This is a genomic window from Mesorhizobium sp. M0910, from assembly GCF_040319465.1.
In the GTDB taxonomy this organism is placed as follows: domain Bacteria; phylum Pseudomonadota; class Alphaproteobacteria; order Rhizobiales; family Rhizobiaceae; genus Mesorhizobium.
The window spans coordinates 399,503-424,801 of record NZ_JAMYNZ010000004.1 but is presented as its reverse complement, the minus strand read 5'-3'; the positions used below and the strand labels follow the sequence as shown (position 1 = coordinate 424,801).

Sequence of the window (25,299 nt, the reverse complement as noted above, 5' to 3'; positions counted from 1 at the left end):
TATTTGGAAAATCCTTACAATGCGCCTCGACCAGTTCAGCGGCATCGTCGCCTTCGTAAAAGTTGCGGAGGCCAAAAGCTTCACCCGCGCCGCCGCCAAGCTCGGCGTCGCTCCGGCCTCGTTGAGCGAGGCGGTCAAGGGGCTCGAGGAGCGTCTGGGGGTGCGGCTGCTCAATCGGACGACTCGCAGCGTTGGCTTGACCGAAGCTGGCGCTCAATACCTCGACCACGTGCGCCCGGCAGCCGAAGATATCCGGGCGGCTGGTGCGGCACTGCGCGAAGCTCGCGACCGTCCCGCCGGCACGCTGCGCCTCAGCCTGCCCTGGATCGCCGCCCCGCTACTGATCGAGCCACTGATGCGGCCGTTCATGGATGCTTATCCCGAAGTGCGGCTTAGTCTGATTTTCGACGACAGCTTCGTAGACATCGCCGCCGAGGGCTTCGATGCTGGCCTGCGCATCGGCGAGCTTCTCGACAAAGACATGATCGGCGCGCGTCTGGGCGGGCCCTTGCAGATGGTCGTGGTGGGCAGCCCAGACTATCTGGCGCGCAATGGTACGCCGAAGCGGCCGGCCGACCTCGCCGCCCATCGCTGCATCGCATTCGCCCTCACCCGCGCGATTTCGCCCTGGGAGTTCATCGTGGAGGGACGCGAAGTCGCATTCACGCCGGACGCATGTCTGGTCGTGAACACGCTTCCGCTGTGCATTACCGCCGCCGAGCAGGGGCTTGGCCTCGCCTTCGCGGTCGAGGGCCTCGCCGCGCCGCTTCTTGCCTCAGGCGCGCTGGTCAAGGTGCTGGAGCCTTTCTGTCCCGCTTACGAGCCGCTCCACCTCTATTATCCCAGCCGCCGCCTCGTACCGCCGAAGCTGCGGGCCTTCATCGACTTCGTGCGCGCGAACGCTCACAAGCTGCGTATCTGATGTGACCTTTCGAGAACCCGGCCCCGTTTAGCCCCAGGCGCCGACCATCTGCCTGGTAGTTGCGTTGAGCCGGTTGAATGCGTTGATCAGGGCAATCTGGATGACCAGGGCGGCAAGGGCCTTTTCGGCACCGGATCCGGCCGGTCAGCCAACCGGGTTGCCGCCTCGGTCAGCGCCAGCGCGCCGCGCTCGGCGTCGGTGAAGTAAGGTGTTTCCCGCCAGGCGGACACGGTGAAGACGCGCTCGTCCTTTTCACCGGCCTTCTTCAATTCGCGCGCATGCATATCGATACAGACGCTGCATCCGTTGATCTGGCTGGCGCGCAAATGGACGAGCTTGCGCGTCACATAGGACAGATCGGCCGTTTCCGTCGACTTGTCCAGCGCGAACAGCGCCTGCAGGGCCCGGGGAATGAGCATCACATCCGGGGTCTCGACATCCTTGGCTCTGTCAGTTCGCCGGCCGCCGCGTTGCGGCGAGCGCAGGGATCTTCAGCTTTGCGAGGCAGTCACCTGCTCAAGCCGCTCGAGAATGCGCGGCCAGCCGCTTCCCATTCCGATGTACCCGCGCTCGTCCTCGGCCCGGAACCCGGAATGCTCCATGCGCACCCGGGTCGCCGTACCTTCGGGCGTCAACGACCATGTCACGACGGTCTTCAGACCGCTGTCGGATTCGGTGCCGTCGCCCCAGCTGTAGGCGAGTAGGCGCGGCGGCTCGATCTTCAGCACCTCGCAGTTCGTCACGCCCGACCAGCCCGGTACCGGCGTCGCGCGAAAGGTGAAGCGATGGCCTTGCACAGGCGCAAAGTCGTTCTTCATCAGCCATTCGGCAACCAGATGCGGCACGGTCAGTGCGCGCCATATCTTTTCAGCCGCGTGCGGTATGAGACGCTCGACGACAATGGATTTGGTTTCGACTGTAGTTGCTCCAGTCATAACTTCGGACCCGTTGTTTGCGGTTTGGCTGGTCTGTTCACCAACGCGCTCTCCACGAGAACCAATAACCCACCAGCTATCGTTTACGTATAACTCTGAGGTTATGAATGTGTCAAGCGGCGGAATGGCCGGCGCCATCGCAAGCACTTAGCCAACAGTTGCGGCTTTCATCGCACCATGCCCGATGCTACCGCTGGCCAGCTGAAATCATGAACGGATCCCCCATGCCCGAGACCGAACGCCCTCGCCTGCCGCTGATCGAGATCTGCGTCGAAGGCATAGACGGCCTGCTGGCCGCGCAAGCCGCCGGCGCCGACCGTGTCGAGCTCTGTGCCAGCCTGATCGAAGGCGGCGTCACGCCTAGCTTCGGCACGGTGCGCACGGCGCTCGAGCTGGCGACGATCCCGTTCCACGTCATCGTGCGGCCGCGCGGCGGTGATTTTCTCTATAGCGAAGCCGAATACCGTTCGATGCTCGCCGATGTCGGCGCGCTTGCCGACACCGGCGTCGCCGGTGTCGTTATCGGCTGCCTTAATGCCGACGGCACGATCGATGAACAGCGCATGAGCGAACTGGTGCAGGCGGCGGGGCGATTGAACGTCACCTGCCACCGCGCCTTCGACATGACGCGCGACCCGACAGAGGCGCTGGAGACACTGATCCGCTGCAAGGTCGGCCGCGTGCTGACCAGCGGCCAGCGCGACACGGCGCTCGAGGGCGCTGACCTGCTCGCCGATCTTGTCAGGCAGGCCGGCGACCGCATCATCATCCTCGGCTGCGGCGGGCTTGACCCAGAGAACATCGGCAAGGTGCGGAGGAAAACCGGGTTGAGCGAAATGCATTTCGCCGCGCTCAAGGACGTGCCGAGTGCCATGCGTTACCGCAACCCAAGGGTCGGCATGGGCGGCACCGATCTCGACCGCGAATACCGCAACACCGTGACCGACGGGGCGATGGTGGCGGCGACCATCGCCGCCGCCCGGCTATGATGCCGGATGACAGAAGAAAACATGATTGAAACGCATTTGCCGATCGAGCAGGTCTCGCCGCAGGATGAGCCCGCCGTCCTCGCGCTCAACAACGAGCATGCCGCGGAATTGTCGTGGCTCGAACCCGAGCACCTTTCCTTCCTGCTCGGCGAAGCGTTTTACGCGCGCCGTATCGGTTCGCTCGAAGCCTTCATCATGACCTTCGACCAGGACGCCAGCTACGATAGCCCGAACTTCCTGTGGTTTCGCGATCGTTACCCGCGGTTCGTCTATGTCGATCGCGTCGTGGTCGCCGCCGCAGCGCGCGGGCGCGGCCATGCCCGCCGGCTGTATGAGGATCTGTTCGAGCAGGCGTCACGCGCCAGCCAGGCGATCGTCACCTGCGAAGTCAATGCCGAGCCGCCCAATCCGGCTTCGGACGCCTTCCATGCCGCACTCGGCTTTGCGGAAGTGGGCGACGCGGTAATCCACGGTGGCAGGAAAGCCGTGCGGTATTATGCAAGGCGGATCGCCGGCTAAAATGGCGGGCGCCGTTCGCCCTACCAATTGCGGTTCAGCCAGGAGCGGGCCGGCTTTTCGATGATGTAGTAGCTGCACAGCGCGCAAGCGAACGCCGCCGCCAGCATCAACCACGGCGAACTGCCTTTTATGTCGACGAATTGATAAAAGGGCTGCTGCCAAAGATAGAGCGAATACGACCATAGGCCCAGCATCGTCATTGGCAGGGACGACAGAAACCCGGTCAGGTAGCGGCTGCTGAAGTCGAGCAAATTGACAGCGAGCGCCAGCAGCGGCACCGCGACCAGATAGTGAATGGGGGTTGGCACGGCAGCCATGAAAAGGAGCACAGCCACGACTGTGGCCGCCAGGGCAACATGCGGCCCCTTGAGCAGCGCCGGCAGCCTGTCGTCGGCCTTGAGCAGGCATAACACCGCCGACAGCAGGATCGAGGCGATGTGCACATCAGTGCGCCAATAGGTGCCCTCGTAGCCTATTGCGAGCACCCAGTAGGAGATGGCGCCGTTCGCCATGGCCAGCAGCGACAAAGCGCCGAGCAGCATGATGACGCGGGACCGTCCCCGGACGACGACGCTGATCAGAGCCAGAATGATATACGCATGCTCTTCGACGCAGAGCGACCAGATATGGTCGAGCGCGCCGGCGCGGGTAACGAGAACTCCGGCGTAATTGTAGGTGAACGTCAGCGCCGTCAGCGCCGCCTTCCACTTGAAGGCGATGAACGTGCCGGACAAGGCGATCATCGCGACGACGACGAAAACCAGCAGTGCCGGATAGATGCGGGAGAACCGGCGCTTGAAGAATTTCTTCAGCGGATAGTATTCGACGAACAGGATCTCGGCCATCAGCCGGCCGCTGAGCACGAAGAAGAATTCGACGCCCAGGACGCCGAGATTGATGCCGGGGACGGGGAAGAAATGGCCGATCAGCACCAGCGCGATCGACAGGCCGCGCCAGCCGTCGAGATAGGCAAGCCTCGCCCTTGACGATGTGTCGGCGACAGGCCTGGCCACGACAAGACGCGTCGCGGAGATGTCCGTCATGCCGGTCCCCTCTGCGAAAGGCGGGCTCAAGGCCGCATTCTCAGCTATATTGCAGTGCACTACAACTTTGTGCAAGTGCGAGATAACGACACGCCCGACGGGACGCACACCTTCCGTCCGTGAGCGGCTGCGCTGACGCCGTCAAACGGTAGAAACTTCAAATCCATCATGTTGGCTCATTGCCAAAGCGCCGCTTCAAGACAACAATGACCTCGACGCCGGCGCGCCAGACGCGCACAAAAAAAGCGTCGGAGGAAATGGAGGAGGAAGCCGCTGGCCAAGTCACGGACGCGCTATGCATGCGGCCTTTCGGTGCTCACCACCGACGAATCTGACGCGGATGCGTTCGCCCGGGCGGTGGCAGCGGAAGCAGCGGCCATTGACGCCGGGTTTGCCCTCCTGTTTTTCTCGCAGAGCCTCATAGAGGCCGTCGCCCTGTCGGAAGCGCTGAAGACCCACGCGCCGGCGCTCCACTATGCCGGCTGCTCGACGGCCGGTGAGATAACGCCCAAAGGGCTGGAGGAAGGCCAGATCCTGGCTATGCTGCTTCCCTCCGCATCGTTTTCGGCAGCCAGCACCATGGTCGAAAATCTGTCCTCATCGGGCATGGACGGGATTACCGGCGAAGTAGAGGCGCTGAGGCGTTCATTACGCGAGCGCCTCGGGCACGAGCGAGCCGACACCACGTTCGCGCTCTGCTTGATCGACGGCCTGTCTTATGCCGAAGAAGCGGTGACCTCCGCCATCCATTGGGGGCTCGACGATATTCCATTGATCGGCGGGTCGGCTGGCGATGATTTGAAATTCGAGACAACGCGGCTGATCTCGAACGGCAAAGTGACCTCCGACAGCGCCATCATCGTGCTGATCACCACGGAAATTCCTTTCCACGTGTTCAAGACCGACAATTTCGTTCCCACCGACGAGAAGCTGGTGGTGACGGCATCCGATCCCGACCACCGCATCGTGCGCGAATTCAACGCCACCATTGCCGCCGAGGAATATGCCGCCTCGGTCGGCGTCGTCGCGCAGATGCTGACGCCACTGAGTTTTGCCTCGCACCCGGTGGTGGTGAAAGTCGGCGGCGAATTTTACTGCCGTTCAATCCAGAAGATGCACGCGGACGGCTCGCTGTCGTTCTTCTGCGCCATCGACGATGGTGTCGTGCTTGCCGTCGCCCAGCCTAAGGACATGGTCGAGGCGACCCGCGCCGCTCTCAGCGACGTCAGTGAAAGGCTTGGCGGCATCGACCTGATCCTCGGTTTCGACTGCGTGCTGCGCCGGCTCGACGCGCGCAATCGGCAGGTCTATCGCGAGATTTCGGAACTCTACAAGGTCAACAACGTCCTCGGCTTCGGCACCTATGGCGAACAGTACCGTTCGATGCATCTGAACCAGACCTTCACCGGCATCGCCTTCGGTGAACGCAATGCGGCCGAAGCGGCGGAGTAGGAAATCCGGCATGCCGCTCAGGAACATCGACGACCTGGAAAGGCTGAAGAAGATCAACGCCGCGCTGATCAGCCGCGTCGAGCGCTCCATGGACCAGCAAGGCAATGCTTTTTCGCTGTTCCAGACCGCCATTTCGCTCGAGAGCCGGGTGCGCAGCCGCACCGAAGAGCTGCATTCGACCTTGCGCCGGCTGGAGCAGTCGAACATCGACTTGAATGCAGCCAAGGAAAACGCCGAGCTGGCGAACCTGTCCAAGACCAGGTTCCTTGCGGCCGCCAGCCATGACGTGCTGCAGCCGCTGAACGCCGCGCATCTGTCGGTCTCGGCACTTGCCGAAGTACAGACCAGCGAGGAAGGCAGAAACCTGGTCCGCCAGGTCGAGCGATCGCTGGAGACGATGGAGGACCTGCTCCGCACCTTGCTCGACATTTCCAAGCTCGATGCCGGCGTCGTGCAGCCCGACATCACCGATGTCAGCCTGGAGACGCTGTTTTCCTCTCTGCGCTCGGATTTTCAGCCGGTCGCGGAGATGAAGGGGCTGACGCTGAAGTTCCGGCCGGTCGATGCGCTCGTTCGTTCGGACCGAACCTTGCTGCGCCGCATCCTGCAGAACATCCTTTCCAATGCACTGCGCTATACCCGCTCGGGCGGCGTGTTGGTCGGCACCAGGCATCGCGGCGACACGATCCGCATCGACGTCGCCGATACCGGCTGCGGCATCCCCGACGACCAGCGCGAGGCGGTGTTCGAGGAATTCCATCGGGGCGTGATCCCGACGGATGCCGGGCTTGCCGCCGGCGGGCTGGGGTTGGGGCTGGCCATCGTGCGCCGCATCGCCGCGGCACTCGGCCATCCCGTCACGTTTTCGTCGAAGGTCGGACATGGCACGATTTTCCATATCGACGTTCCGGTCGGGATCGGCGACACGGCCGATCCAATCGCCGGCACCGTCGACATGGAGCGGCCGCGCGGCTACGGTCTGTTCGGCACAAGGGTGCTGCTGGTCGAGAACGACATCGAGGTGCTGCAGGCGATGACCTCCCTGCTCGAGCGCTGGCAATGCCTGGTGCGCCCCGCCACCTCGACCGGTGACGCGCTCGACATGCTTGGCGATACCGACTGGTTGCCAGACATTGTCATAGCCGACCAGCATCTCGACGGCGGCGACCTCGGCACCACCACAATCGCCGAGGTCCGTGATTATCTCGGCCGCGCCGTGCCGGCGCTGATCGTCACCGCCGACGGTTCGGAGACCGTCGCCAACGCCGCCCGCGCCGCCGGCATCGAGCTGATGCGCAAGCCGCTGAAGCCCGCGCAGCTACGGGCGCTGCTGGCGCATCTGCTGGCTTGAACTGGTCGTATCTTCCCAGCACACGGGTCACCGTATTCCAGCCATTACTTGTGCCTAGGCGGTAATTCATATGAAGCAGGTTCACTTCTTCGCGCTAAAGGATGATCTTCTCCCTGTGTTGGAAGCTGTAGAGCATGTAATTCCGATAAAATACATTCTCATGGGTCAGTTTCCCACGATGGAATTTGAAACTTTTAGCAATGGAAGGCAAATTCCCAGTCTTGCGCAATCAGCCACTGGATCGGCTTCCAGCGCTCAATCATTTCTTGTCACTCGCCGCGACATTCCGATTGAGGTGAGGCCGATAAAAACAGTCTCGGGTATCCGATATTTGTTAGATCAGCTTAGCAATCCGGACACAGTGACGCTGTCCCCCGGTGGGCGATGGGGTGAAGATGTTGTCATAAATGGCCGCGTGGCAACAGCCTCCGACGCGCCGCTTGCTCAGGAGCTGATGAAAATTTTTAACAGGGTATTCAAAAAGCAATTTAGTAAAATTAAAGCATTCTACGTGGGACCCGGGGCCGCCATTTTACTAGACGCGGGAAAGCGGCTAACTGCTGCAGAGCAATCGCCGCGTGAATTTGATCTGACTAGAGAGGCGCGGGTTGCTTAGCTGGTGTCAGGAACGTGAGAGCCGCCGTTAGTCTAGTCCGATTGCGGTGACACGAGTGCGGTGGACTACAGTGACAGTGCGCTTTTTAGCGAGCCCTCTCAAAACCCCGCCGGATCGCGAAACAGCTCGGCATTGTCCAGCTTCGAGACCTCGATCACCGCCTGGGTGCGGCTGTAGACGTTGAGCTTGCGCAGAATTTCCGAGACATGCGCCTTGACCGTGGTCTCGCCGACCTGCAGCTCGTAGGCGATCTGTTTGTTGAGCAGGCCCTGGCGCAGCATCTGCAGCACCTTGAGCTGCTGCGGCGTCAGCGTGGCCAGGCGCTGTACCATCTCGGCGCGGTCGGTGCTGTCGGCGTCGGGCGGTCGGCCCTCATAGGTCTGGGGAACATAGATCGCACCTTCCATCACCGAGCGGATAGCCGCGGCAAGATCGCTCTTGCGTGCCGATTTCGGGATGAAGCCGGCCGCGCCGTAGGACAGCGCCTCGGAAATGATCTTCGGCTCCTCATAGCCGGAGACGATGACGACCGGCAGGCGCGGATAACGCGTCCTGAGCTGCAGCAGCCCGTCAAAGCCATGCACGTCGGGCATACTGAGATCGAGCAGTGCGAGGTCGAACGGCTTGGCATCCGTCAGAAGCTCGAGCGCCTCGGCAATCGAGCGCGCTTCCACCGTGTCGACCTCCGGATAGGCCATCTGCACTGCGCTGTGCAGGGCCTCGCGAAACAGCGGATGGTCGTCGATGATGAGGAACCGGGCGCGATCGTTGACTGCGGTCATTAGCTTCACTTCGGTTCGGTCTGGTCTGGTCTGGTCTGGTCTAGAATAGTCCGGCAACCATGGCCAGCTTATTGCCAAATAGTACATTGCCATCTTGGCTGGCTAAAGCAGAATGGACCGACGATTTCCGCGGCACCGTGCGGCAGGCCTGCTCCTCCGCCATCCAATGCCTTGCCCGTTTGCCCAAATCGGCCGAATGTGCCGGCGACAGATCCACTGAACAGAGACAGTGCATGACCGGCTTCGTCCTTCCCCTGCCCGCAACCCCGTCGGTGGCCGTGGCCAGCTCGCCGGAGCGTTTTGCGGTGCGCCGGATCTTCTGCGTCGGCCGCAACTACGCCGCCCATGCCCGCGAGCTCGGCAATGACGAGCGCGACCCGCCCTTCTTCTTCACCAAACCGGGCGACGCAGTGGTCGACGCGGCAGTCGGTTCGGGCGCCACGATCCCCTACCCGCCGCTGACCCGAAACCTGCACCACGAAATCGAGCTGGTCGTCGCGATCGGCAAGGCCGGCTCTCGCATCCCGCGCCAGCGGGCGCTGAACCATGTCTGGGGTTACGGCGTCGGCGTCGACCTGACCCGCCGCGACCTTCAGGACGAGGCGAAAAAGGCGGCAAGGCCGTGGGACTGGTCGAAAGCCTTCGACCGTTCAGCGCCCTGCGGCCCGCTGGTCCCGGCGCAAAAATCCGGTCATCCCGAAAAAGGCCGCATCTGGCTCGCCGTCGACGGCGAGATCAGGCAGGACGGCGACCTTGCCGAACTGATCTGGCCGGTTCCCGACATCGTCTCGATTTGCAGCGAGGCGGTAGAACTCCGGCCCGGCGACCTGATCTTCACCGGCACGCCGGCCGGCGTCGGCGCCGTTGGGCCGGGCGAAAAGATCACCGGTGGCGTCGACGGCATCGGCGAAATCGAACTGACCATCGGCCAACCGGGCCCATGATCCATGAGCGACATCGTCCTCCATAACTACTACCGTTCCTCGACCTCTTACCGGGTGCGGATCGCGCTGGAGATGAAGGGCCTTGCCTACGAGTACGTGCCGCATCATTTGCGCCACGGCGAACATCGGGAGCCCGCCTACCTCGCGGTCAATCCGCAAGGGCTGGTGCCGGCGGTGGTCCTCAGCGATGGCACGCTGCTGACGCAATCGCTGGCGATAATCGAATATCTCGACGAGACCACGCCCGAGCCGCCGCTGCTGCCCAAGGATGCGCCTGGCCGCGCCCGCGTCAGAATGCTGGCGCAGATGATCGCCTGCGACATCCATCCGGTGAACAATCTGCGCGTGCTGACCTCGTTGCGCACGCTGTTCGGTGCCGGCGACCAGGATGTCGTCAACTGGTTCCGGCACTGGGTCAACGAAGGCTTCCAGCCGCTTGAAAAGATTCTGGCTTCCTCGGCCGAGACCAAGACATTCTGCCATGGCGACACGCCGGGGCTGGCCGACATCTGCCTGGTCGCACAGGTCACCAGCAATTCCCGCTTCGGCGTCGACATGACGCCCTACCCGACGATCGCGCGCATCAATGCCGCCTGCATGGCGCTGCCGGCATTCCGGAAGGCCGCGCCGGAGAACCAGATCGATGCCGAATAGAGAAGCCAAAGATCCAGATGAAGCGAAAACGCTCGCCGACATCGAAGAATATGGCTGCCACATTCTGTATGTGCTGGAAGAAGGCGAGCATCCGCCTTTCAGCTACTCGGTGGGGATAGAGCACAATTTCAATGCTCCTGAACTGGTCGTTGTCGGGCTGAAGCCAGAGCTTTCCCAGTCTGTCATCAACCAATACTGCAGACGGGTGTGCAACGGCGAGATTTTCCGCATCGGGCAGCGATCGTCTGGTTTCATAGGCGGCTTCGACTGTCAGTTCGGCTCGGTCCATGTTGAGCACTACACTGAACATTTCGGTTGGGACATCTGGTTCTACGACGGCCTGGGCTTCCGGGTTGCAGCTTATCTATCCTACGACCGAAGGCATCTGGCCGTGGGATACTGAAGCGAGCGAGTGGTTTCGAAAGCGGCAACCGCTTCTCGACACGCCGCCGGCATCAAGCTAACTCCGAACAACCGCCTGACGAATGCGCCCTTAGTGAATTGAAACTTATGAAAGCCTTGTCATGAAAGCCGTCGTTTTCGAAAAGTTCGGCGAAACGCCAACGATCCAGACGGTGCCGGATCCGACGCCTTCGCCGGAAGGCGTCGTCATCAAGGTGGAGGCGACTGGCCTCTGCCGCAGCGACTGGCATGGCTGGATGGGCCACGACGACGGCATCCGGCTGCCGCATGTGCCGGGCCACGAACTGGCCGGCGTCGTGGTCTCCGCAGGCAACCAGGTGACCCGCTGGAAGGGCGGCGAGCGCGTCACCGTGCCGTTTGCCGTCGGCTGCGGCCGCTGCTTCGAATGCACGTCGGGCAACCATCAGGTCTGCGAGCACCAGTTCCAGCCCGGCTTCACCGCCTGGGGGTCGTTCGCCGAATATGTCGCCATCGACCATGCCGATACCAATCTCGTGCGCTTGCCCGACGAGATGGAATTCGCCACCGCCGCCAGCCTCGGCTGCCGCTTCGTCACCTCGTTCCGCGCCATCGTCGATCAGGGCCGCGTGACGCCCGGCGAATGGGTGGCCGTACATGGCTGCGGCGGCGTCGGCCTGTCGGCGATCATGATCGCCAGCGCCATGGGCGCCAATGTCGTCGCCATCGACCTCACCGACGAGAAGCTGGACTTTGCCAAAAAGATCGGCGCGGTGGCGACGATCAACGCGGCGAACACGCCGAACGTGGTCAAGGCGGTCAAGCAGATCACCAATGGCGGCGCGCATATGTCGATGGACGCGCTCGGCCACCCGACAACCTCGTTCAATTCGATCGCGAACCTGCGCCGCCGCGGGCGCCACGTGCAGGTCGGCCTGATGCTCGGCGACCATGCCAGGCCGCAGATTCCGATGGACAAGGTGATCGCATTCGAGCTCGAAATCCGCGGCAGCCACGGCATGCAGGCGTTTCGCTACCAGGCGATGATGGAGATGATCCGCACTGGCAAGCTCAAACCCGAACTGCTGGTCGGCAAGAAGATCAGCCTCGAGGAAGCGCCGGCCGCTTTGATGGCGATGGGCGGCTTCGAAGGCATCGGCATCGGCGTGGTGACCAGATTCTAGATCACGCCCCGAGTCTGGATCAACGAAACGACGCGCAGACCTCCCGCACGCAGGCTCGCAGCCAGCGCTGCGCCGGATCGACATCGAGCCGCGGATGCCAGAGCATCGAAATGGTGACCTCCTCGATATCGACCGGCAATGGGAAGCTGTGCATGCCGGCGCGTGCGCCTTGCGTGTGCCGTTCGGGGACGCTGGCGATCAGATCAGAGGCGCGCGCCATGGCGAGCGTGGCCGAGAAGCTGGAAACCATGCACGCAACCGTCCGCTGGAGACCCAGCAGTTTCAAGGCCTCGTCGATCGGGCCCTTTTCGCGGCCACGCCGCGACACGCTGATGTGGCGACCGGCCGCATAACGTTCCGGGCTCACCGGGCCCTCGCTCAGTTTATGTCCCGTTCGCACCACACCGATGAAGCGGTCGCGAAACAGCGCCTGAATGCGCATTTCAGGGCTCGTTTCACTGGCAACCCCGATTTCGAGATCAATCGCCGCGTGGCGCAACGACATGTCGCTCTTGTCGGATTTCGGCGCAAAACGCAGCCGCACACCAGGCGCATCCGCTTCGACACGGGTCACAAGAGGCGGTGCAACTCTTCGACGAAGCTTTCGTTGGCGCGCAGCGTGAACACCTTGTCGAGAGCGGAGAGGTCGAGGGGCCTGGCCGGGCGCAGCAGCGCTTCCGCATCCTGCACGACGCGGCCCACTTGTTGCTGCAATTCGAGCGCGCGCGGTGTCGCAACCAGGCCGCGGCCAGCCCGAACCAGCAATGGGTCGCCTGTCGCCTGGCGCAACCGCGCCAACGTCCGGCTCATCGCCGAGGGACTGAGGCGCAGCCGCCCGGCGGCGCGCGCGACGCTGCCTTCGCTCAGCAGCACATCAAGGGCGACAAGCAGATTGAGATCGGGCGATGACATGGAAGGACCGTAGCACAGCTCAGCCGTAATGTGGCGTTTCATGCACGAATAAGATGCAAATACTGCGCCTTCCGCCACATCATGTGAGGGAATAGCCTCCGACAGCTCCGATTTGGGGCTGACGGCAAAGGAGTTCACCTTGGCATCGACCGCTGAAAAGACCTGGGACGAAGTTGCCCCGGTGAGCGCCCGCTCGACCCGATGGGCATTGGCAAGCCTGTCGCTTTCAACGCTGCTGTCGTCGCTCGCCACCAGCATCGCCAGCGTCGGGCTGCCATCGCTGATGCAGGCGTTCGGCGCATCGTTCCAGCTCGTGCAATGGGTCGTCCTTGCCTATCTGCTCGCCATCACCACCTTGGTCGTCAGCGCCGGGCGGCTCGCCGATATATTCGGCCGCCGTCCGCTATTGCTCGGCGGCATTGCCCTGTTCACCTTCGCATCCGTGCTTTGCGGGCTTGCCCCGACGCTCTGGCTGCTGATCGCCGCACGGGCGGCACAGGGGCTCGGCGCGGCTGTCATGATGGCTCTTACGCTGGCCTTTGTCGCGGACACGGTTCCCCGGGGAAAAACCGGCAGCGCCATGGGCCTGCTCGGCGCCATGTCGGCGATCGGCACCACGCTTGGCCCTTCGCTTGGCGGATTGCTGATCGCCGGTCTCGGCTGGCGCGCGATCTTCCTCATCAATCTGCCGTTGGGGGCGCTGGCTTTCGCGCTTGCCTGGCGCGTCCTGCCGGCCGGAAAAAAGATGCCAGATCGGCGCGCTTTCGACGGCATAGGCACGGCTTTGCTCGCGCTGACGCTGGCCGCCTATGCGCTCGCCATGACTCTTGGGCGCGGCAGTTTTGGTTCTCTCAATATCGGCTTGCTGATTGCCGCCGCCGTGGCTGGCCTGCTGTTCGTGATTGCGCAGACAAGGGCCGAGAACCCTTTGATCCAACCTGCGAGGCTCCGCGATCAGGCGTTGAACGCAAGCCTCGCCATGAGCCTGATCGTCGCCACCGTGATGATGGCGACGCTGGTGGTCGCGCCGTTCTATCTGTCGCGCACGCTTGGGCTGGACGCAGCCATGGTCGGGCTGGTTCTGTCGACCGGCCCTCTGGTTACCGCATTGGCGGCGCTGCCGGCCGGACGCCTGGTCGATCGTTTCGGGGCGCACCGGATCACGATCGTCGGCCTGTTCGATCTCGCTATTGGTACTTTTGCTCTGTCGCGGGCGGAATTCGGTATTGCCGGCTATATCGTGCCGATCATCATCGTCTGCACCGGCTACAGCCTGTTTCAGACCTCCAACAATTCAGCCGTGATGACCGGCGTGGCATCCGACCAGCGCGGCGTCGTCTCCGGCCTGCTCAATCTCTCGCGCAATCTAGGCCTGATCACCGGTGCGTCGGTGATGGGCGCGGTGTTTGCCTTCGCATCGGCTGGCGGAAGCGAAGGTAGCGGTCAGCAGATATTAGCACCTGCGGCAGCCGCACGAGGGATGCAGGTCACTTTCCAGGTGGCGACGGCCCTGGCAGTGGCGGCGCTGATCCTTGCGACTATTTCTGGTCGCCGCGGCCAGCGCGCTTAGCTGAGCCGCCGGCGACGAACTCCAGCATCAGTTCAGCAGCCTTGAGCGCATGCGTCTCCAGGAGGAAATGTCCTGTGTCGAAGACGTGAGCCTCCATCCGGGGAAGATCCACAAGCCACGATTGAACCTCTGCAATGTCGAAGAAGGCATCGTGGCGACCCCAAAGAAGCATCGCTCGGGGCTGATGCTTCGCCAGATAATCAGCCACCTCCCCGAACCGGTCGACATATCGGCCGTAGTCGGCAATGAGCGCCTTCTGCAGATCAAGTCGTCCCGGCAGGCACATGACCCGCCAGTCTTCAATCCAACCACCTGGATCGATCTGCGCCGCGATCTCGCCGGGCAGGCCGGCGACATACTGGTCGCGGGTTCCCTCGAGGGTCAGATGGGCGGTGGCGGCCTGCTCATTCGCCGCATTCGGCGCAGCCCAGAAGTCCAATGTGTCTGCCCATTGCGGACCAAAACCGGAGCGGTGGGCATTGGCATTCTGGATAACGAGGCCTTCGACGAGTTCCGGCGCGCGCATGGCGAGATGAAGCGCTACCGGGGTTCCGAAATCATGCAGATAAAGAAACCTGCGGCCAACGTTGAGACGCGAGAGCAGCTCTTCAATCGCGCTGGCCAGCATGTCGAACGATGGCTCGGGCGGCAGATCGGACGCGCCGAAGCCCGGCAGGTCAGGCGCCACGACATAGGCGCTGCCGGAGAGCGGCGCGATCACGTCGCGAAACGTCCGCGAAGAGCTAGGAAAGCCGTGCAGCAGCACGAGCGCGGGCTTGGAAGCGTCACCAGCCGTCCGGACGGCCACCTCGCCGCCGGAGGACAAGACTATCTTCTGGACCCCAGGCACCAAAATCGTCCCTTTTTCCTCCACGCCGAGGTGAGGCCACCTCGCGCCTTTGTGCCACTCTGGCCGACTCGGCACCTCGAGACGTCGTTCCGCCAGGTCGGCAGCTCTTGGTATCAATCGGACGCGATTGTATCGAGTCAAGAGTGCGCTGGCGCACCTATTTCGCATATCTCTTGGCACCGACGACGCAAAGCACGATGGCGGCGGTGACGGCGATCATGGCGGGACTGACCTGCTCACGCAGCAGCGCTGCCGCCAGCCCGAGGCCGAAGAAGGGCTGCAGCAGCTGCAACTGCCCGACCGCGGCGATGCCGCCTTGCGCCAGGCCGCGATACCAGAACACGAAACCGATCAGCATGCTGAACAGCGAAACATAGGCCAAGCCAATCCAGGCGCCCCTGCCGGCACTCTCGAGCGACGGCGGCATAGTGATGAACGTCAGCGCCAGCATGAGGGGCAGCGACAGCACCAGTGCCCACGAAATCACCTGCCAACCGCCGAGTTTGCGCGACAGCGCCGCTCCCTCCGCATAGCCCAATCCGCACACGATGATGGCGGCCAGCATCAGGATGTCGCCGAGCGGCGAGACCGACAGGCCTTGCGTGACTGCAAAACCGGCAACGAGGGCGCTGCCGAGGCAGGAGAACAGCCAGAACGCCGGCTTCGGGCGATCGCCGCCTCGAACCACGCCGAAGATCGCGGTCGCCAACGGCAACAGGCCGACGAAAATGATGGAGTGAGCCGACGTGATGTGCTTGAGCGCCAGCGCCGTCAGCAGGGGAAAGCCGACCACGACGCCAAGCGCCACGATCGCCAGCGGGAACAGATCTCGCCGCTCCGGGCGCTTCTGGCGAAAGAGAAGCAGCAGCGCCAGGCCGAGGATGCCCGCCGAAGCCGCACGGGCGACCGTTACGAACACCGGATCGAAATCCATCACCGCCACGCGCGTCGCCGGGAGCGAACCGCTGAAGATCAGCACGCCGATGAACCCGTTGACCCAGCCACTTGCCGCCCAGCTACTCGCCGCCCAACTGCTCGCCGCCCAGCTACTCGCCGCCCAGCTACTCGCCGCCTTGTCCATAGATGCCCCGCTGATTTCGCCCTCTATCGGGCCGAGCGTATGGCTCCGCCAGAGACAATCAGGTACAGTTTGACAAAACTGTCATGGTGGGGCGAGCAGTACGGATGGACGAGCAGACGACAACAGATGAAGGCAGCCGAACGCTTGTCGAAAGCGTCATGGCGACGATCAGGCACAGGATCGCCTCGCGCAGCCTGACACCGGGAATGCGGCTGCCTTCGATCCGGGCTTTCGCCAAGGCCATGCAGGTTTCCAAATCCACCGTGGTCGAAGCCTATGAACGTCTTGCGGCGGAAGGCATGATCCGCTCGCGGCCAGGCTCGGGCTTCTATGCCGCCGGACCGCTGGCTCCGCTGTCGCTGGCCGAGATCGGCCCCAGGCTCGACCGTGCTGTCGACCCGCTCTGGGTCTCGCGCCAATCGCTGGAAGCCGGCGACGGCGTCCTGAAACCGGGTTGCGGCTGGTTGCCGGCGTCATGGATGCCCGAGACCGGATTGCGTCGCGCGCTGCGGACGATGGCCCGCGCCGACGACGCAGCGCTGACCGATTACGGCACGCCGCTCGGGTTGCCGGCGTTGCGACATCTGCTGGCGCGGCGCATGGCCGAGCACGGCATCGAAGCGTCCCCGGAACAGATCATGCTGACGGAATCGGGCACTCAGGCGATCGACCTGCTGTGCCGGTTCCTGCTCGAACCGGGTGACACGGTGTTGGTCGACGATCCGTGCTATTTCAACTTCCATGCCCTGTTGCGCGCCCATCGGGCCAAGGTGATCAGCGTCCCCTACACGCGCTCGGGGCCGGACACCGAACTGTTCGCGCAGGCGCTGAACGAGCACCGGCCGCGCCTCTACATCACCAATTCGGCGCTCCATAATCCGACCGGCGCGATATTGTCCCCGGTCGTTGCCCATCGGGTGCTGAAGCTCGCCGATCAGTCGGGGCTGACGATCGTCGAGGACGATATCTTCGCCGATTTCGAACACACGCCCGCCCCCAGGCTGGCGGCCTTCGACGGCCTCAGCCGGGTCATCCATATCGGAAGCTTTTCCAAGACGCTGTCGGCATCGGTGCGCTGCGGCTTCATCGCCGCTCCTCGCGACTGGATGGAAGGTTTGACCGATCTCAAGATTGCCACATCCTTTGGCAGCGGGCGACTTGCATCCGAACTGGTGCTGATGCTGCTGAAGGAAGGCCTCTATCGCAAGCACGTCGATCTGCTGCGCGCGCGGCTCTCGCGCGCCATGGAAGAAACCGGCACTCGGCTCAGGGCAATCGGCATCGTGCCGTGGATAGATCAGCCGGCCGGCATGTTTTTATGGTGCAGGCTGCCGGAGGGAATAGATGCCGCGGACGTCGCCCGTCACGCTTTGTCGGCCAACGTCGTGCTTGCGCCCGGCAATGCGTTCAGCCTGTCCCGTTCGGCCAGCCGTTACATGCGCTTCAACGTCGCCCAATCGGGAGACGACCGGATTTTCAGGGCGCTTGAAGAGGCGATGTCGCGTTGATTGCGCTGCCGGAAGCCTGCTGGCCTGAGGCTGTGCCCTCAGGCCCCTGCCCGCTTGCGGCGTGCATAAAGCATGACGAGCGTCTCGGCGGTCAGCGCCGGCTTTTGCTCGCCTTCGATCTCGACTGTATTGGCGGCCTTCATCAAATACTGCCCCGGACCTTTGTCTTCCATCGACAACAGCGTGGTGCGCAGCCTGATTCGCGAGCCGACCCTGACTGGCGCTACGAAACGCACTTTGTCGAAACCGTAGTTGAACGCGGCCTGCGTGTTTTCGGGCACGATCCCCATCTCGAGCGCCAGCGCGCCGATGATCGACAGGGTCAGATAGCCATGCGCGATCGTGGTGCGGAACGGGCTTTGCCGCTTCGCCCGTTCGGGATCGACATGGATCCATTGATGATCGCCAGTGCATTCGGCAAACTGGTCGATGCGGTGCTGATCGACCAACGTCCAGTCCGAAACGCCCAACTCCTGCCCGGCCATCGCCCTGAGTTGCTCGAAGGTCGGCGGCGTCCTCGGCCGTATCTGCGTCATTCCTGCTTTCCCGATCGCTTGCCTGTTCCGGACCACGACCGGCCGCCCCTGTCAATTCGCCAGTGCGATTCCAGCCCATAATCTTCGGCCGCGAACCGCCGGTCTTAGCTGCCGGCAAGCGTGCTGCCGGGGAACAGCTTACCCCTTATGATGGCCGGCGCGGATCTCCTCCATCGCCTCGTTGATGCGGCTGCGCAGGATTTCGATCGATTCGGTACCGGACGCCCTCGCCAGTTCGGCCATCTCGCCGGCATTCTTCAGCGCGGTCTCGAAGGATTTCCTGGCGAACGCCGCCTGCTTCTGCATCATTTCCTGCGGATTGCCGGGCGCTCGGTAGTTTTGTGCCATGTCGGTGATTTCGCGCAGCGTGTCCTGCAGCATCTCGCGTTGCCTTGACAACAGCGCCGACGCTCCGGCGGCACTCGCCCGGGCCGACTTCTCCAGCGCTTCCAGGTTCCTGGCGTGGTGGGCAAGGATCGCCTCGACGTCGACATTCGGCAGCTTCAGGTCGCGGCCGAACTTGCCGAACATGTCGATGAAGGACTCAGGCTCCGGTCGTTTTGCCATGCTGGTTCTCTCCCCCTGTTGCCGTGAACGCCGCCACTGCGCCGATGATAGTGCAGCGAAGCTCAGCGGTCCATTCGGACGAGTCAGCCGACGAGAAACAGCCGTTCGGCGATGTAGAGCACGAGCCCGGCGAGGCCACCGATGATCATGCCGTTGAAGCGGATATATTGCAGGTCCTTGCCGATGTTCATTTCTATAAGCCTTGTCAGTTGCGCGAGGTCCCAGCGCTTGACCTGGTCGGCGATGAACTTCGACACGCCGCTTTTCTGGCTTTCGACGAAGGAGGCCAGCGCCACGATGAAGCCCTGGTTCATGTCGGCCCTGATCTGCGCGTCGTCGGCAAGATGGCGGCCGACCTCGACGAACATGGTGGCGAGATGGTCGCGGATCATCGAATTCGGCGCCTTGGCGTCCTGTTCGATGAACAGCCGCAGGCTGTCCCACATATCGCCGGCCAACGCGCTGAGCTCCGGCCGGGCAAGGAAATCGCGCTTCAGCTTTTCGGCGCGCCTGGCATATTGTTTGGATGTCCTCAACCGCTCGACGAAGGTTTCGACGAAAAGGTCGAATTCGGCTCGCATCGGGTGGTGCGGATCGGCCCGCACCTCATCGAGCAGCGAGCCGGCCGACGCAACGATCTTCTTCAACAGATAGGCGTCGGCGCGAAACAGGTTGAACAGCGACGGCAGTTCCTCGCGGATCTTCTCGCGCATCGTCGCCAGCGCCTGCTCGTCGCTCAGGAAGCGGCCGACCACCTTGGTGAACTCGTCGAATAATTTCTGGTGGCGGCGATCGTCGGTCAGCGCCGACAGCAGCTCGGCGGCAAGCGGCGCCAGCGGTACCTTCTCGATCTGCTCCAGCATGCGGCTGGTGACGAATCCGCGCAGCCCGGATTGCTCGACCGCTGCCAGCGTCTGCGGCACCAGCCGGCCAACGAAACGCGACAAATCGGCGGCGCGGTTCGGGTCGGCCAGCCAGTCCGCGACCAGCGCCGAAAAGTCCACCTCGGCGAGCTTTTCGCGCACCGGTTCCGGCGCCAGGAAATTGACCTCGATGAAGCGGCCGAGATTGTCGGCGATGCGGTTCTGGTTTTCCGGGATGATGGCCGTATGCGGGATTGGCAGGCCAAGCGGCCGCCGAAACAGCGCCACCACCGCATACCAGTCGGCCAGCCCGCCGATCGTCGCCGCCTCGGCGAAAGCGGCGACGAAGCCCAGCCACGCATGCCGGCTCTCGAGCGATTTCGCCACCGCAAAGACCAGCACGCAAAACGCAAGTGCTGCGGCGGCAACGAACTTGGTGCGCCTGAGCGCCGAAAGCTTGGCATCGGCATCGAACCGGGCGGACGCGACAGATGCAAATGCCGGGGCTGGTCGAGACATGATGGGCCGCTCCTGATCGTGTATGCGAACTTATCTAGTGCCGCCTGCCCCGGAAAGCGCGCCGCTGGTTTCAGCGCGCGCAATCGTGCACGCAAACTTGAGGCCGAAATTCATCTATTATGCAGCGCCAGTCTGGAATTGTTCCAAACTATAGGCCATATTGACGCCAACCACTGCTATGTGAGGACACGATGCGGCTTACCCGTCAGACAAACTACGCCATGCGCATTCTGATGTATTGCGCCGCCAACACCGAACGGTTGAGCCGCATCCCCGAGATCGCCGCCGCCTATTCGGTATCGGAACTTTTCCTGTTCAAGATCCTGCAGCCGCTGGTCGAGCACGGGCTGATCGAAACGGTGCGCGGCAGGAATGGCGGCGTCAGGCTCGGCCGTGCGGCCGAATCAATCAGCCTGTTCGATGTCGTGCGGGTGACTGAGGAAAGCTTTGCCATGGCCGAGTGCTTCGAGAACGATGCCGCCGAATGCCCGCTGGTCGACAGCTGCGCCTTGAATTCGGCATTGCGCGAAGCGCTCAACGCCTTCTTCGCGGTACTGTCGCGCTACACGATCGCCGATCTGGTGGCGGCGCGCCCGAATGTGCGGCACCTGCTCGGCATCGACATGCTGGTGCAAAGGGCGCCGGCCGCTTGAGTTCTCTGATTGCCTAAGCCGCCGATTGCGGCAGTACGAACGGCATGTTTGCCGCCGGCAACACGCCGACCTTCAGCCGGCAATCGAAGACCTTTTCGATCAGCTCGTCGCTGAGCACCTGTTGCGGCGAACCTTTAGCGGCAAGCCTGCCGTGATGCATGACCAAAATCCGGTCGGCATACATCGCCGTCAAATTGAGGTCGTGCAGGATGGCGACCACGCCGCCGCCGCGTCTGGCGAAATCGCGAGCGATGTCCATGATGATTAGCTGGTGCTTGATGTCGAGGCTGGACACCGGCTCGTCGAGGAACAGATAGCGCGGCTTGCCGTCGAGCACCGGCGCCCAGACCTGGCACAGAACGCGGGCAAGCTGCACGCGCTGCTGTTCGCCGCCGGATAGCTCCTGGTAGAAGCGGCCGGCAAAACCCTCGAGGTCGACGCGAGCCAGCGCCCGTTCGGGCAGGCGCTGGTCCTCGCCGGGCAAGGCGCCGGAGCGCCCGCCGACCAGGCCTAGCCTGACGATCTCGCGCACGGTGAACGGGAAGGACAGCGTCGTCGCCTGCGGCAGCACTGCACGGACCGTCGCCGCCTCGACCGGCTTCATCGCCGATAGATTGCGGCCGTTGACGGTGACCTCTCCCGAATAGCCAAGATCGCCGGACATTGCTCTGAGGAAGGTCGTCTTGCCCGAACCGTTGGGGCCGACAATGGCCGCGATTTCGCCCGGCCGCGCCTCGAAATCGACATTGGCGACAATGCGCTTGCCGCCGATCGCCACCGAGACATCGCGCGCTTCGATCATAAAAACCCTCTTAGAGACTGTTTCGAAATTCGCTCTGGCGAGTCATATGGTGGTGGTTTCGAGAACCGGAGCGGAGCGGACATTTGGGTCCGTGAGCACCGGAAGCGCAGAAAAACGCCATCAGATGGCCGCCAGAGTAGAGTTTCCAAACAGTCTCTCACAGGTCGATGACGCCGCGCTTACGCAGCAGTATCCACAGGAAGAACGGTGCGCCGGCGACCGCGGTGACGATGCCGATCGGCAATTCGGCCGGGGCGACGATGGTGCGGGCGACGGCGTCGGCCAAAAGCAGCAGCGCCGCACCAAGCAGTGCCGATGCAGGCAGCAGATAGCGGTTGTCCGGGCCAATCAGCAAACGCAGCAAATGCGGTACGACGATACCGACGAAGCCGATGCCGCCGCTGACCGCGACGGAGGCGCCGACCGCTGCCGAGACGCCGATGATGGCGGTGTATTTCAGCCGCTGCACCGGGATGCCGAGATGGCCGGCGGTGGCCTCGCCAAGCGCCAGCGCGTTGAGGCCGCGCGCCAGGAACGGCATTGCCGCCAGCGCCAGCACGATGACCGGCCCGACCGAGCCGATCTTCTGCCAGGTTGCGCCGCCCAGCGAACCGAGCTGCCAGAAGGTCAGGTCGCGCAATTGCCGGTCGTCGGCCATGAAGATCAGGATGCCGGTCAGCGCCATGGCAAGCGCCGCCAGCGCGATGCCGGCGAGCAGCATGGTGGCGACCGAGGTCCGGCCTTGTCGTGTCGCGACCCGATAGAGCAGCAATGTCGTCGCCAGCCCGCCGCAGAACGCAGCCAGCGGCAGAGCCAGCGTGCCGAGCGCCGAAGTTAGCGGCGCCAGCATGGTCGAACCAAGCACGATGACGGCGACCGCACCGAGGCTCGATCCAGCCGAAACGCCGATCAGGCCGGGGTCGGCCAGCGGATTGCGGAACAACCCCTGCATGACGGCACCGGAGACGGCAAGCGATGCACCGATCAGCACGCCCAGAATGATGCGCGGCAGACGGATGTCATGGATGATCAGGCGGTCGCGGGCGCTCAACGCCGCGTCGCCGGGCAACGCGCCGAACAGCCAGTTGTGCATGACACCGATGGCCGAGGCATCGGACGCGCCGGAGGTCAGCGACAACAGCACGGCGATAACCAGCCCGACGCAGAGTAGCACGATGACGAGGCAGGCACGCCGCGAACGGTCACCTGCCGTCGCCATGATGCCCGTCGCACCGGCGATCGAATGATCGGCCATCGCGCTCAATCCGCGACCTGGCTGCCATAGAGCGAGACGGCGAGATCATGGATGGCGTCGGCCGTGCGCGGGCCGAAGCCGAGCAGATAGCCGCCGTCCATGCGGATCAGCTTGCGGGCGGCACCCGCCGGCGTCGAAGCCACGGCAGGGTTCGAAAACAATTCGTCATCCGCGGTGGCCGGCCCGGCATTGTTCATCATCAGGATCACGTCGGGCCTGGCGGTGATGACTGCCTCGTCCGACAATTGCTTGTAGCCGGCAAAGCCATCGATGGCGTTGATGCCGCCCGACAGCTTGATGATGCCGTCGGCGGCGGTGTCGCTGCCGGCGGCAAGCAGCCTGCCGCCCTGGATCGACAGCACGAACAGGATGCGCTTGCGCTCCTTGATCGAGGCGGTCTGCTTTTCAGCTGCCTTCAGCTTGGCGTCTGTCTGGGCCGCCAGCGCATCGGCCTTGGCCTCGGTGCCGAGCGCCTTGCCGACGATGTGGATCTTTTCGAGAATGCCTTGATTATCATAGCGCTCGGGCACCTCGATGAACGGTATGCTTGATTTCTTCAAGACGTCGACGGCTTCCTTCGGTCCGCTGCCGTGCAGGGCCAATATGCCCGACGGATTGACCGACAGCACACCCTCCGGCGAAAGCTGGCGCATGTAGCCGACATCAGGCAGCTTGAGCGCCGCCTCGGGGTAACGGCTGGTCGAATCGCGGGCAACCAGCCGATCCTGCTCGCCGAGCGCGTAGACGATCTCGGTGATCGAGCCACCAATAGCCACGATCCTCGAGCGACCGGCGAAAGTCGCGATGCCCTCGGCGGCTTGAGCCGTCATCAGCGTGGCGAATGCCAAGAAAACGGCGGCCGCAGGACCAAGCGCCGGCCTGGAGACCGATGCCAGCCTGGAGACAAGAACCATCGTCGTTTTTCCTCAGGCTGCGGTCGGGCTTGGGATACGCGGCAGGTTTTCGGCCAGAAAGCGCCAGTCTTCGCGCTCGCTTTCGCCTTCGTGCCGCTTCCCGAAGAACTGGATGATCATCTTGCCGTCGGCGCCATAGACTTCCAGCGACGTGACATGGCCGTCCTTGGTCGGCTTGCGCACGGCCCAGACCTCATCGATGTGGTCGGTCCGCAGGTGCAGATGGAAGGTCTCGTCGAGCACGTTGAGCCATGGTCCCATCGGCTTGATCGAGGCGACGGGGCCGGAATGGATCTGGATGCAGCCGCGATTGCCGACAAAGCACATGATCGGAATGGCGCCGGCAGCGGCGTGGTTGAACATGGCGTTCACTACATCCTTGTCCACCAGCCAGGCGTAGTCCTGGCCGACCATGCGCACCGCCTGTCGGCGGTTGATCTTCAGTGTCTTCAGCATGCCGAAGAACTGGTGCACGTCGGTCAACTGGCTCCAGCGGTTGCGCAGATCGTCGACGCTCGCCGAATTGTCCGCAGTCTCGGTCTCGTCAGCCGTGCCCGCTGAAATCGCCACCGTCGGCTCCTGGTTCGGCGATTCCAGCCCGGCCACCAGTTTCTGATAGGCGTAGAGGTTGGAGGCTGGCCTGAGATGCACCTTGTGTACCGCCTCGCCTGCGGTGTCGAAGAACTGCAGGCTGCGGCGGATGTCGGCGCCATCGCGCTTTTCCACGGCAAAGCCGTGCGCCCAGACTTTCGGGAAGATGCGCAGGTCGATGTTTTCGCCGAGCACCATGGCATTGTGATTGCCGGTGACGACCTTGTCGTAGACGCCAATCTTCTCGTGCACCGCGCTTTCGTTGCGGGTCAGCGCCATCACCTCACCGACAGCTTCGAGGCCAGTCAAGAGGTCGTTGACACGCGGCTCGACGCGCACGACCCCGTCGCCGCAATGCGCGGCGACCAGTTCGGCCTCCGAAATCCTCAGCTGGGCGGCGAGCTCACGCTCGCGCATCTTCGGATTGTCTGCCCGTGCCCGCCGGATCTCGTGCGGGGCGGGTTTTACGCGCTGGTCCATTTCTACCACCTACTTGTTGAGGATGAGCTTGCCCTGCCGGGTGATCTTCAGCCGATACAGCGCACCATGATGCTCGATGCCGATCTCGTGCTCACCCTGGAACAGCGTGTTGCTGGACAGCGTTCTCACGGCCGATTGGACCCGGTCGAAACGGATGGAATTTTCGTCGGAACGGCGGACGCGATAGCGAAAGTCGCTGGGATTGTGCGTGTTCATTGGTTTCGATCCCTTTCCTGTGCCGGGCATCTGGCTCGGCGCCTGCGTGAATGCCGATTCAATTCTTGACTTGAATGGTCATGTTATCTAGCAGTGCAATACCGGAGTAAATTAGTCAACATAAGGCGCCGGACGCGATGAAAAATGCCAGCGAGCCCCAAGCCAGCCAGCATCGAACATGGATTCTTGGAGTTGCAGCATGGGGTTGGC

At 63.1% G+C, this 25,299-nt stretch carries 26 protein-coding genes and 2 pseudogenes; 13 read left to right on the top strand and 15 right to left on the bottom strand.

Annotation, left to right across the window (positions count from 1 at the left end; all coding sequences use genetic code 11):
* The first annotated feature begins 19 nt into the window (after positions 1-19).
* Positions 20-922, top strand: a complete 903-nt coding sequence (locus tag NKH78_RS13010) for a LysR family transcriptional regulator (RefSeq protein WP_352737167.1) — start codon at positions 20-22, stop codon at positions 920-922.
* Positions 923-949: 27 nt separating this feature from the next.
* Here the strand turns inward: NKH78_RS13010 and NKH78_RS13005 are convergent.
* Together NKH78_RS13005 and NKH78_RS13000 are read right to left on the bottom strand one after the other, a co-directional pair.
* Positions 950-1,341: pseudogene (locus NKH78_RS13005) on the bottom strand (carboxymuconolactone decarboxylase family protein).
* Positions 1,342-1,413: 72 nt separating this feature from the next.
* Positions 1,414-1,857 (bottom strand): SRPBCC family protein, encoded by a 444-nt coding sequence (locus NKH78_RS13000; protein WP_352477683.1) that lies wholly within the window; start codon positions 1,855-1,857, stop codon positions 1,414-1,416.
* 224 nt (positions 1,858-2,081) lie between these two features.
* Between NKH78_RS13000 and NKH78_RS12995 the strand changes: the two genes are divergently transcribed.
* Together NKH78_RS12995 and NKH78_RS12990 are read left to right on the top strand one after the other, a co-directional pair.
* Positions 2,082-2,846 (top strand): copper homeostasis protein CutC, encoded by a 765-nt coding sequence (locus tag NKH78_RS12995; protein WP_352737168.1) that lies wholly within the window; start codon positions 2,082-2,084, stop codon positions 2,844-2,846.
* A 21-nt stretch (positions 2,847-2,867) separates the two neighbouring features.
* Entirely contained in the window at positions 2,868-3,365 is a 498-nt protein-coding gene (locus NKH78_RS12990) for a GNAT family N-acetyltransferase (protein ID WP_352737169.1), read from the top strand.
* A gap of 20 nt (positions 3,366-3,385) precedes the next feature.
* Here the strand turns inward: NKH78_RS12990 and NKH78_RS12985 are convergent, their stop codons facing one another.
* Positions 3,386-4,408, bottom strand: coding sequence for an acyltransferase family protein (locus NKH78_RS12985; RefSeq protein ID WP_352737170.1), 1,023 nt, complete (start codon positions 4,406-4,408; stop codon positions 3,386-3,388).
* Positions 4,409-4,720: 312 nt separating this feature from the next.
* Here NKH78_RS12985 and NKH78_RS12980 point away from each other — a divergent pair, with 312 nt between their 5' ends.
* The 3 genes from NKH78_RS12980 (at position 4,721) to NKH78_RS12970 (ending at position 7,827) form a co-directional block, all read left to right on the top strand.
* Entirely contained in the window at positions 4,721-5,860 is a 1,140-nt protein-coding gene (locus NKH78_RS12980; protein ID WP_352477679.1) for an FIST N-terminal domain-containing protein, read from the top strand.
* A 10-nt stretch (positions 5,861-5,870) separates the two neighbouring features.
* Entirely contained in the window at positions 5,871-7,211 is a 1,341-nt protein-coding gene (locus tag NKH78_RS12975) for an ATP-binding response regulator (RefSeq protein ID WP_254818247.1), read from the top strand.
* 70 nt (positions 7,212-7,281) lie between these two features.
* On the top strand, positions 7,282-7,827 hold the full coding sequence (locus NKH78_RS12970) for a hypothetical protein (protein WP_352737171.1): 546 nt from the start codon (positions 7,282-7,284) through the stop codon (positions 7,825-7,827).
* 98 nt (positions 7,828-7,925) lie between these two features.
* Here the strand turns inward: NKH78_RS12970 and NKH78_RS12965 are convergent, their stop codons facing one another.
* A complete protein-coding gene (locus NKH78_RS12965; protein WP_254818245.1) occupies positions 7,926-8,609 on the bottom strand; it encodes a response regulator in 684 nt (227 codons plus the stop codon).
* Between the two features lie 233 nt (positions 8,610-8,842).
* Here NKH78_RS12965 and NKH78_RS12960 point away from each other — a divergent pair, with 233 nt between their 5' ends.
* The 4 genes from NKH78_RS12960 to NKH78_RS12945 all read left to right on the top strand — a co-directional run bounded on the left by NKH78_RS12960 (position 8,843) and on the right by NKH78_RS12945 (position 11,772).
* Positions 8,843-9,553 (top strand): fumarylacetoacetate hydrolase family protein, encoded by a 711-nt coding sequence (locus NKH78_RS12960; protein ID WP_352704598.1) that lies wholly within the window; start codon positions 8,843-8,845, stop codon positions 9,551-9,553.
* Between the two features lie 3 nt (positions 9,554-9,556).
* On the top strand, positions 9,557-10,207 hold the full coding sequence (gene maiA / locus NKH78_RS12955; RefSeq protein ID WP_352704600.1) for a maleylacetoacetate isomerase: 651 nt from the start codon (positions 9,557-9,559) through the stop codon (positions 10,205-10,207).
* Complete coding sequence (locus NKH78_RS12950) at positions 10,197-10,610, top strand: DUF4262 domain-containing protein (RefSeq protein ID WP_352737172.1); 414 nt, start codon at positions 10,197-10,199, stop codon at positions 10,608-10,610. The genes maiA and NKH78_RS12950 overlap by 11 nt, the downstream gene beginning before the upstream one ends.
* Before the next feature lie 121 nt (positions 10,611-10,731).
* A complete protein-coding gene (locus NKH78_RS12945; protein ID WP_352737173.1) occupies positions 10,732-11,772 on the top strand; it encodes a zinc-dependent alcohol dehydrogenase family protein in 1,041 nt (346 codons plus the stop codon).
* 19 nt (positions 11,773-11,791) lie between these two features.
* Here the strand turns inward: NKH78_RS12945 and NKH78_RS12940 are convergent.
* A pseudogene (locus tag NKH78_RS12940) lies at positions 11,792-12,684 on the bottom strand (LysR family transcriptional regulator).
* Positions 12,685-12,823: 139 nt separating this feature from the next.
* Here NKH78_RS12940 and NKH78_RS12935 point away from each other — a divergent pair.
* On the top strand, positions 12,824-14,254 hold the full coding sequence (locus tag NKH78_RS12935) for an MFS transporter (protein WP_502899801.1): 1,431 nt from the start codon (positions 12,824-12,826) through the stop codon (positions 14,252-14,254).
* On the opposite strand, the gene NKH78_RS12930 is transcribed toward NKH78_RS12935, so the two are convergent.
* Both NKH78_RS12930 and NKH78_RS12925 read right to left on the bottom strand, forming a co-directional pair.
* Positions 14,223-15,020, bottom strand: coding sequence for an alpha/beta fold hydrolase (locus NKH78_RS12930; RefSeq protein WP_352883021.1), 798 nt, complete (start codon positions 15,018-15,020; stop codon positions 14,223-14,225). The genes NKH78_RS12935 and NKH78_RS12930 overlap by 32 nt on opposite strands.
* Before the next feature lie 241 nt (positions 15,021-15,261).
* The gene (locus NKH78_RS12925) at positions 15,262-16,185 is read right to left on the bottom strand and encodes a DMT family transporter (protein ID WP_352737176.1); all 924 of its coding nucleotides are present in this window, start codon (positions 16,183-16,185) and stop codon (positions 15,262-15,264) included.
* A 104-nt stretch (positions 16,186-16,289) separates the two neighbouring features.
* Here NKH78_RS12925 and NKH78_RS12920 point away from each other — a divergent pair, with 104 nt between their 5' ends.
* On the top strand, positions 16,290-17,693 hold the full coding sequence (locus tag NKH78_RS12920) for an aminotransferase-like domain-containing protein (RefSeq protein ID WP_352737177.1): 1,404 nt from the start codon (positions 16,290-16,292) through the stop codon (positions 17,691-17,693).
* A gap of 38 nt (positions 17,694-17,731) precedes the next feature.
* On the opposite strand, the gene NKH78_RS12915 is transcribed toward NKH78_RS12920, so the two are convergent.
* The 3 genes from NKH78_RS12915 to NKH78_RS12905 form a co-directional block, all read right to left on the bottom strand.
* Positions 17,732-18,229, bottom strand: a complete 498-nt coding sequence (locus NKH78_RS12915; RefSeq protein ID WP_254818237.1) for a MaoC family dehydratase — start codon at positions 18,227-18,229, stop codon at positions 17,732-17,734.
* A 138-nt stretch (positions 18,230-18,367) separates the two neighbouring features.
* A complete protein-coding gene (locus NKH78_RS12910) occupies positions 18,368-18,796 on the bottom strand; it encodes a phasin family protein (RefSeq protein ID WP_352737178.1) in 429 nt (142 codons plus the stop codon).
* An 83-nt stretch (positions 18,797-18,879) separates the two neighbouring features.
* Complete coding sequence (locus tag NKH78_RS12905) at positions 18,880-20,178, bottom strand: DUF445 domain-containing protein (RefSeq protein ID WP_352477666.1); 1,299 nt, start codon at positions 20,176-20,178, stop codon at positions 18,880-18,882.
* 191 nt (positions 20,179-20,369) lie between these two features.
* On the opposite strand from NKH78_RS12905, the gene rirA reads away from it, so the two are divergent.
* The gene (gene rirA, locus NKH78_RS12900; RefSeq protein ID WP_352477664.1) at positions 20,370-20,831 is read left to right on the top strand and encodes an iron-responsive transcriptional regulator RirA; all 462 of its coding nucleotides are present in this window, start codon (positions 20,370-20,372) and stop codon (positions 20,829-20,831) included.
* 13 nt (positions 20,832-20,844) lie between these two features.
* On the opposite strand, the gene NKH78_RS12895 is transcribed toward rirA, so the two are convergent.
* The 5 genes from NKH78_RS12895 to hemP form a co-directional block, all read right to left on the bottom strand.
* Positions 20,845-21,633, bottom strand: a complete 789-nt coding sequence (locus tag NKH78_RS12895) for a heme ABC transporter ATP-binding protein (RefSeq protein ID WP_352505796.1) — start codon at positions 21,631-21,633, stop codon at positions 20,845-20,847.
* 157 nt (positions 21,634-21,790) lie between these two features.
* Entirely contained in the window at positions 21,791-22,888 is a 1,098-nt protein-coding gene (locus NKH78_RS12890; protein WP_352505795.1) for a FecCD family ABC transporter permease, read from the bottom strand.
* A gap of 5 nt (positions 22,889-22,893) precedes the next feature.
* A complete protein-coding gene (locus tag NKH78_RS12885; RefSeq protein WP_352505794.1) occupies positions 22,894-23,802 on the bottom strand; it encodes a heme/hemin ABC transporter substrate-binding protein in 909 nt (302 codons plus the stop codon).
* A 12-nt stretch (positions 23,803-23,814) separates the two neighbouring features.
* Complete coding sequence (locus NKH78_RS12880; protein ID WP_352688203.1) at positions 23,815-24,873, bottom strand: hemin-degrading factor; 1,059 nt, start codon at positions 24,871-24,873, stop codon at positions 23,815-23,817.
* Positions 24,874-24,882: 9 nt separating this feature from the next.
* Positions 24,883-25,089, bottom strand: a complete 207-nt coding sequence (gene hemP / locus NKH78_RS12875) for a hemin uptake protein HemP (RefSeq protein ID WP_352477658.1) — start codon at positions 25,087-25,089, stop codon at positions 24,883-24,885.
* Positions 25,090-25,299: the final 210 nt, after the last annotated feature.

What these genes read in the sequence shown, in the direction of transcription:
- NKH78_RS13010 (WP_352737167.1), top strand. Translation starts at nt 20, where the DNA reads ATGCGCCTCGACCAGTTCAGCGGCATCGTCGCCTTCGTAAAAGTTGCG.
- NKH78_RS13000 (WP_352477683.1), bottom strand. Translation starts at nt 1,857, where the DNA reads ATGACTGGAGCAACTACAGTCGAAACCAAATCCATTGTCGTCGAGCGT.
- NKH78_RS12995 (WP_352737168.1), top strand. Translation starts at nt 2,082, where the DNA reads ATGCCCGAGACCGAACGCCCTCGCCTGCCGCTGATCGAGATCTGCGTC.
- NKH78_RS12990 (WP_352737169.1), top strand. Translation starts at nt 2,868, where the DNA reads ATGATTGAAACGCATTTGCCGATCGAGCAGGTCTCGCCGCAGGATGAG.
- NKH78_RS12985 (WP_352737170.1), bottom strand. Translation starts at nt 4,408, where the DNA reads ATGACGGACATCTCCGCGACGCGTCTTGTCGTGGCCAGGCCTGTCGCC.
- NKH78_RS12975 (WP_254818247.1), top strand. Translation starts at nt 5,871, where the DNA reads ATGCCGCTCAGGAACATCGACGACCTGGAAAGGCTGAAGAAGATCAAC.
- NKH78_RS12970 (WP_352737171.1), top strand. Translation starts at nt 7,282, where the DNA reads ATGAAGCAGGTTCACTTCTTCGCGCTAAAGGATGATCTTCTCCCTGTG.
- NKH78_RS12965 (WP_254818245.1), bottom strand. Translation starts at nt 8,609, where the DNA reads ATGACCGCAGTCAACGATCGCGCCCGGTTCCTCATCATCGACGACCAT.
- NKH78_RS12960 (WP_352704598.1), top strand. Translation starts at nt 8,843, where the DNA reads ATGACCGGCTTCGTCCTTCCCCTGCCCGCAACCCCGTCGGTGGCCGTG.
- maiA (WP_352704600.1), top strand. Translation starts at nt 9,557, where the DNA reads ATGAGCGACATCGTCCTCCATAACTACTACCGTTCCTCGACCTCTTAC.
- NKH78_RS12950 (WP_352737172.1), top strand. Translation starts at nt 10,197, where the DNA reads ATGCCGAATAGAGAAGCCAAAGATCCAGATGAAGCGAAAACGCTCGCC.
- NKH78_RS12945 (WP_352737173.1), top strand. Translation starts at nt 10,732, where the DNA reads ATGAAAGCCGTCGTTTTCGAAAAGTTCGGCGAAACGCCAACGATCCAG.
- NKH78_RS12925 (WP_352737176.1), bottom strand. Translation starts at nt 16,185, where the DNA reads ATGGACAAGGCGGCGAGTAGCTGGGCGGCGAGTAGCTGGGCGGCGAGC.
- NKH78_RS12920 (WP_352737177.1), top strand. Translation starts at nt 16,290, where the DNA reads ATGGACGAGCAGACGACAACAGATGAAGGCAGCCGAACGCTTGTCGAA.
- NKH78_RS12915 (WP_254818237.1), bottom strand. Translation starts at nt 18,229, where the DNA reads ATGACGCAGATACGGCCGAGGACGCCGCCGACCTTCGAGCAACTCAGG.
- NKH78_RS12910 (WP_352737178.1), bottom strand. Translation starts at nt 18,796, where the DNA reads ATGGCAAAACGACCGGAGCCTGAGTCCTTCATCGACATGTTCGGCAAG.
- NKH78_RS12905 (WP_352477666.1), bottom strand. Translation starts at nt 20,178, where the DNA reads ATGTCTCGACCAGCCCCGGCATTTGCATCTGTCGCGTCCGCCCGGTTC.
- rirA (WP_352477664.1), top strand. Translation starts at nt 20,370, where the DNA reads ATGCGGCTTACCCGTCAGACAAACTACGCCATGCGCATTCTGATGTAT.
- NKH78_RS12895 (WP_352505796.1), bottom strand. Translation starts at nt 21,633, where the DNA reads ATGATCGAAGCGCGCGATGTCTCGGTGGCGATCGGCGGCAAGCGCATT.
- NKH78_RS12890 (WP_352505795.1), bottom strand. Translation starts at nt 22,888, where the DNA reads ATGGCCGATCATTCGATCGCCGGTGCGACGGGCATCATGGCGACGGCA.
- NKH78_RS12885 (WP_352505794.1), bottom strand. Translation starts at nt 23,802, where the DNA reads ATGGTTCTTGTCTCCAGGCTGGCATCGGTCTCCAGGCCGGCGCTTGGT.
- NKH78_RS12880 (WP_352688203.1), bottom strand. Translation starts at nt 24,873, where the DNA reads ATGGACCAGCGCGTAAAACCCGCCCCGCACGAGATCCGGCGGGCACGG.
- hemP (WP_352477658.1), bottom strand. Translation starts at nt 25,089, where the DNA reads ATGAACACGCACAATCCCAGCGACTTTCGCTATCGCGTCCGCCGTTCC.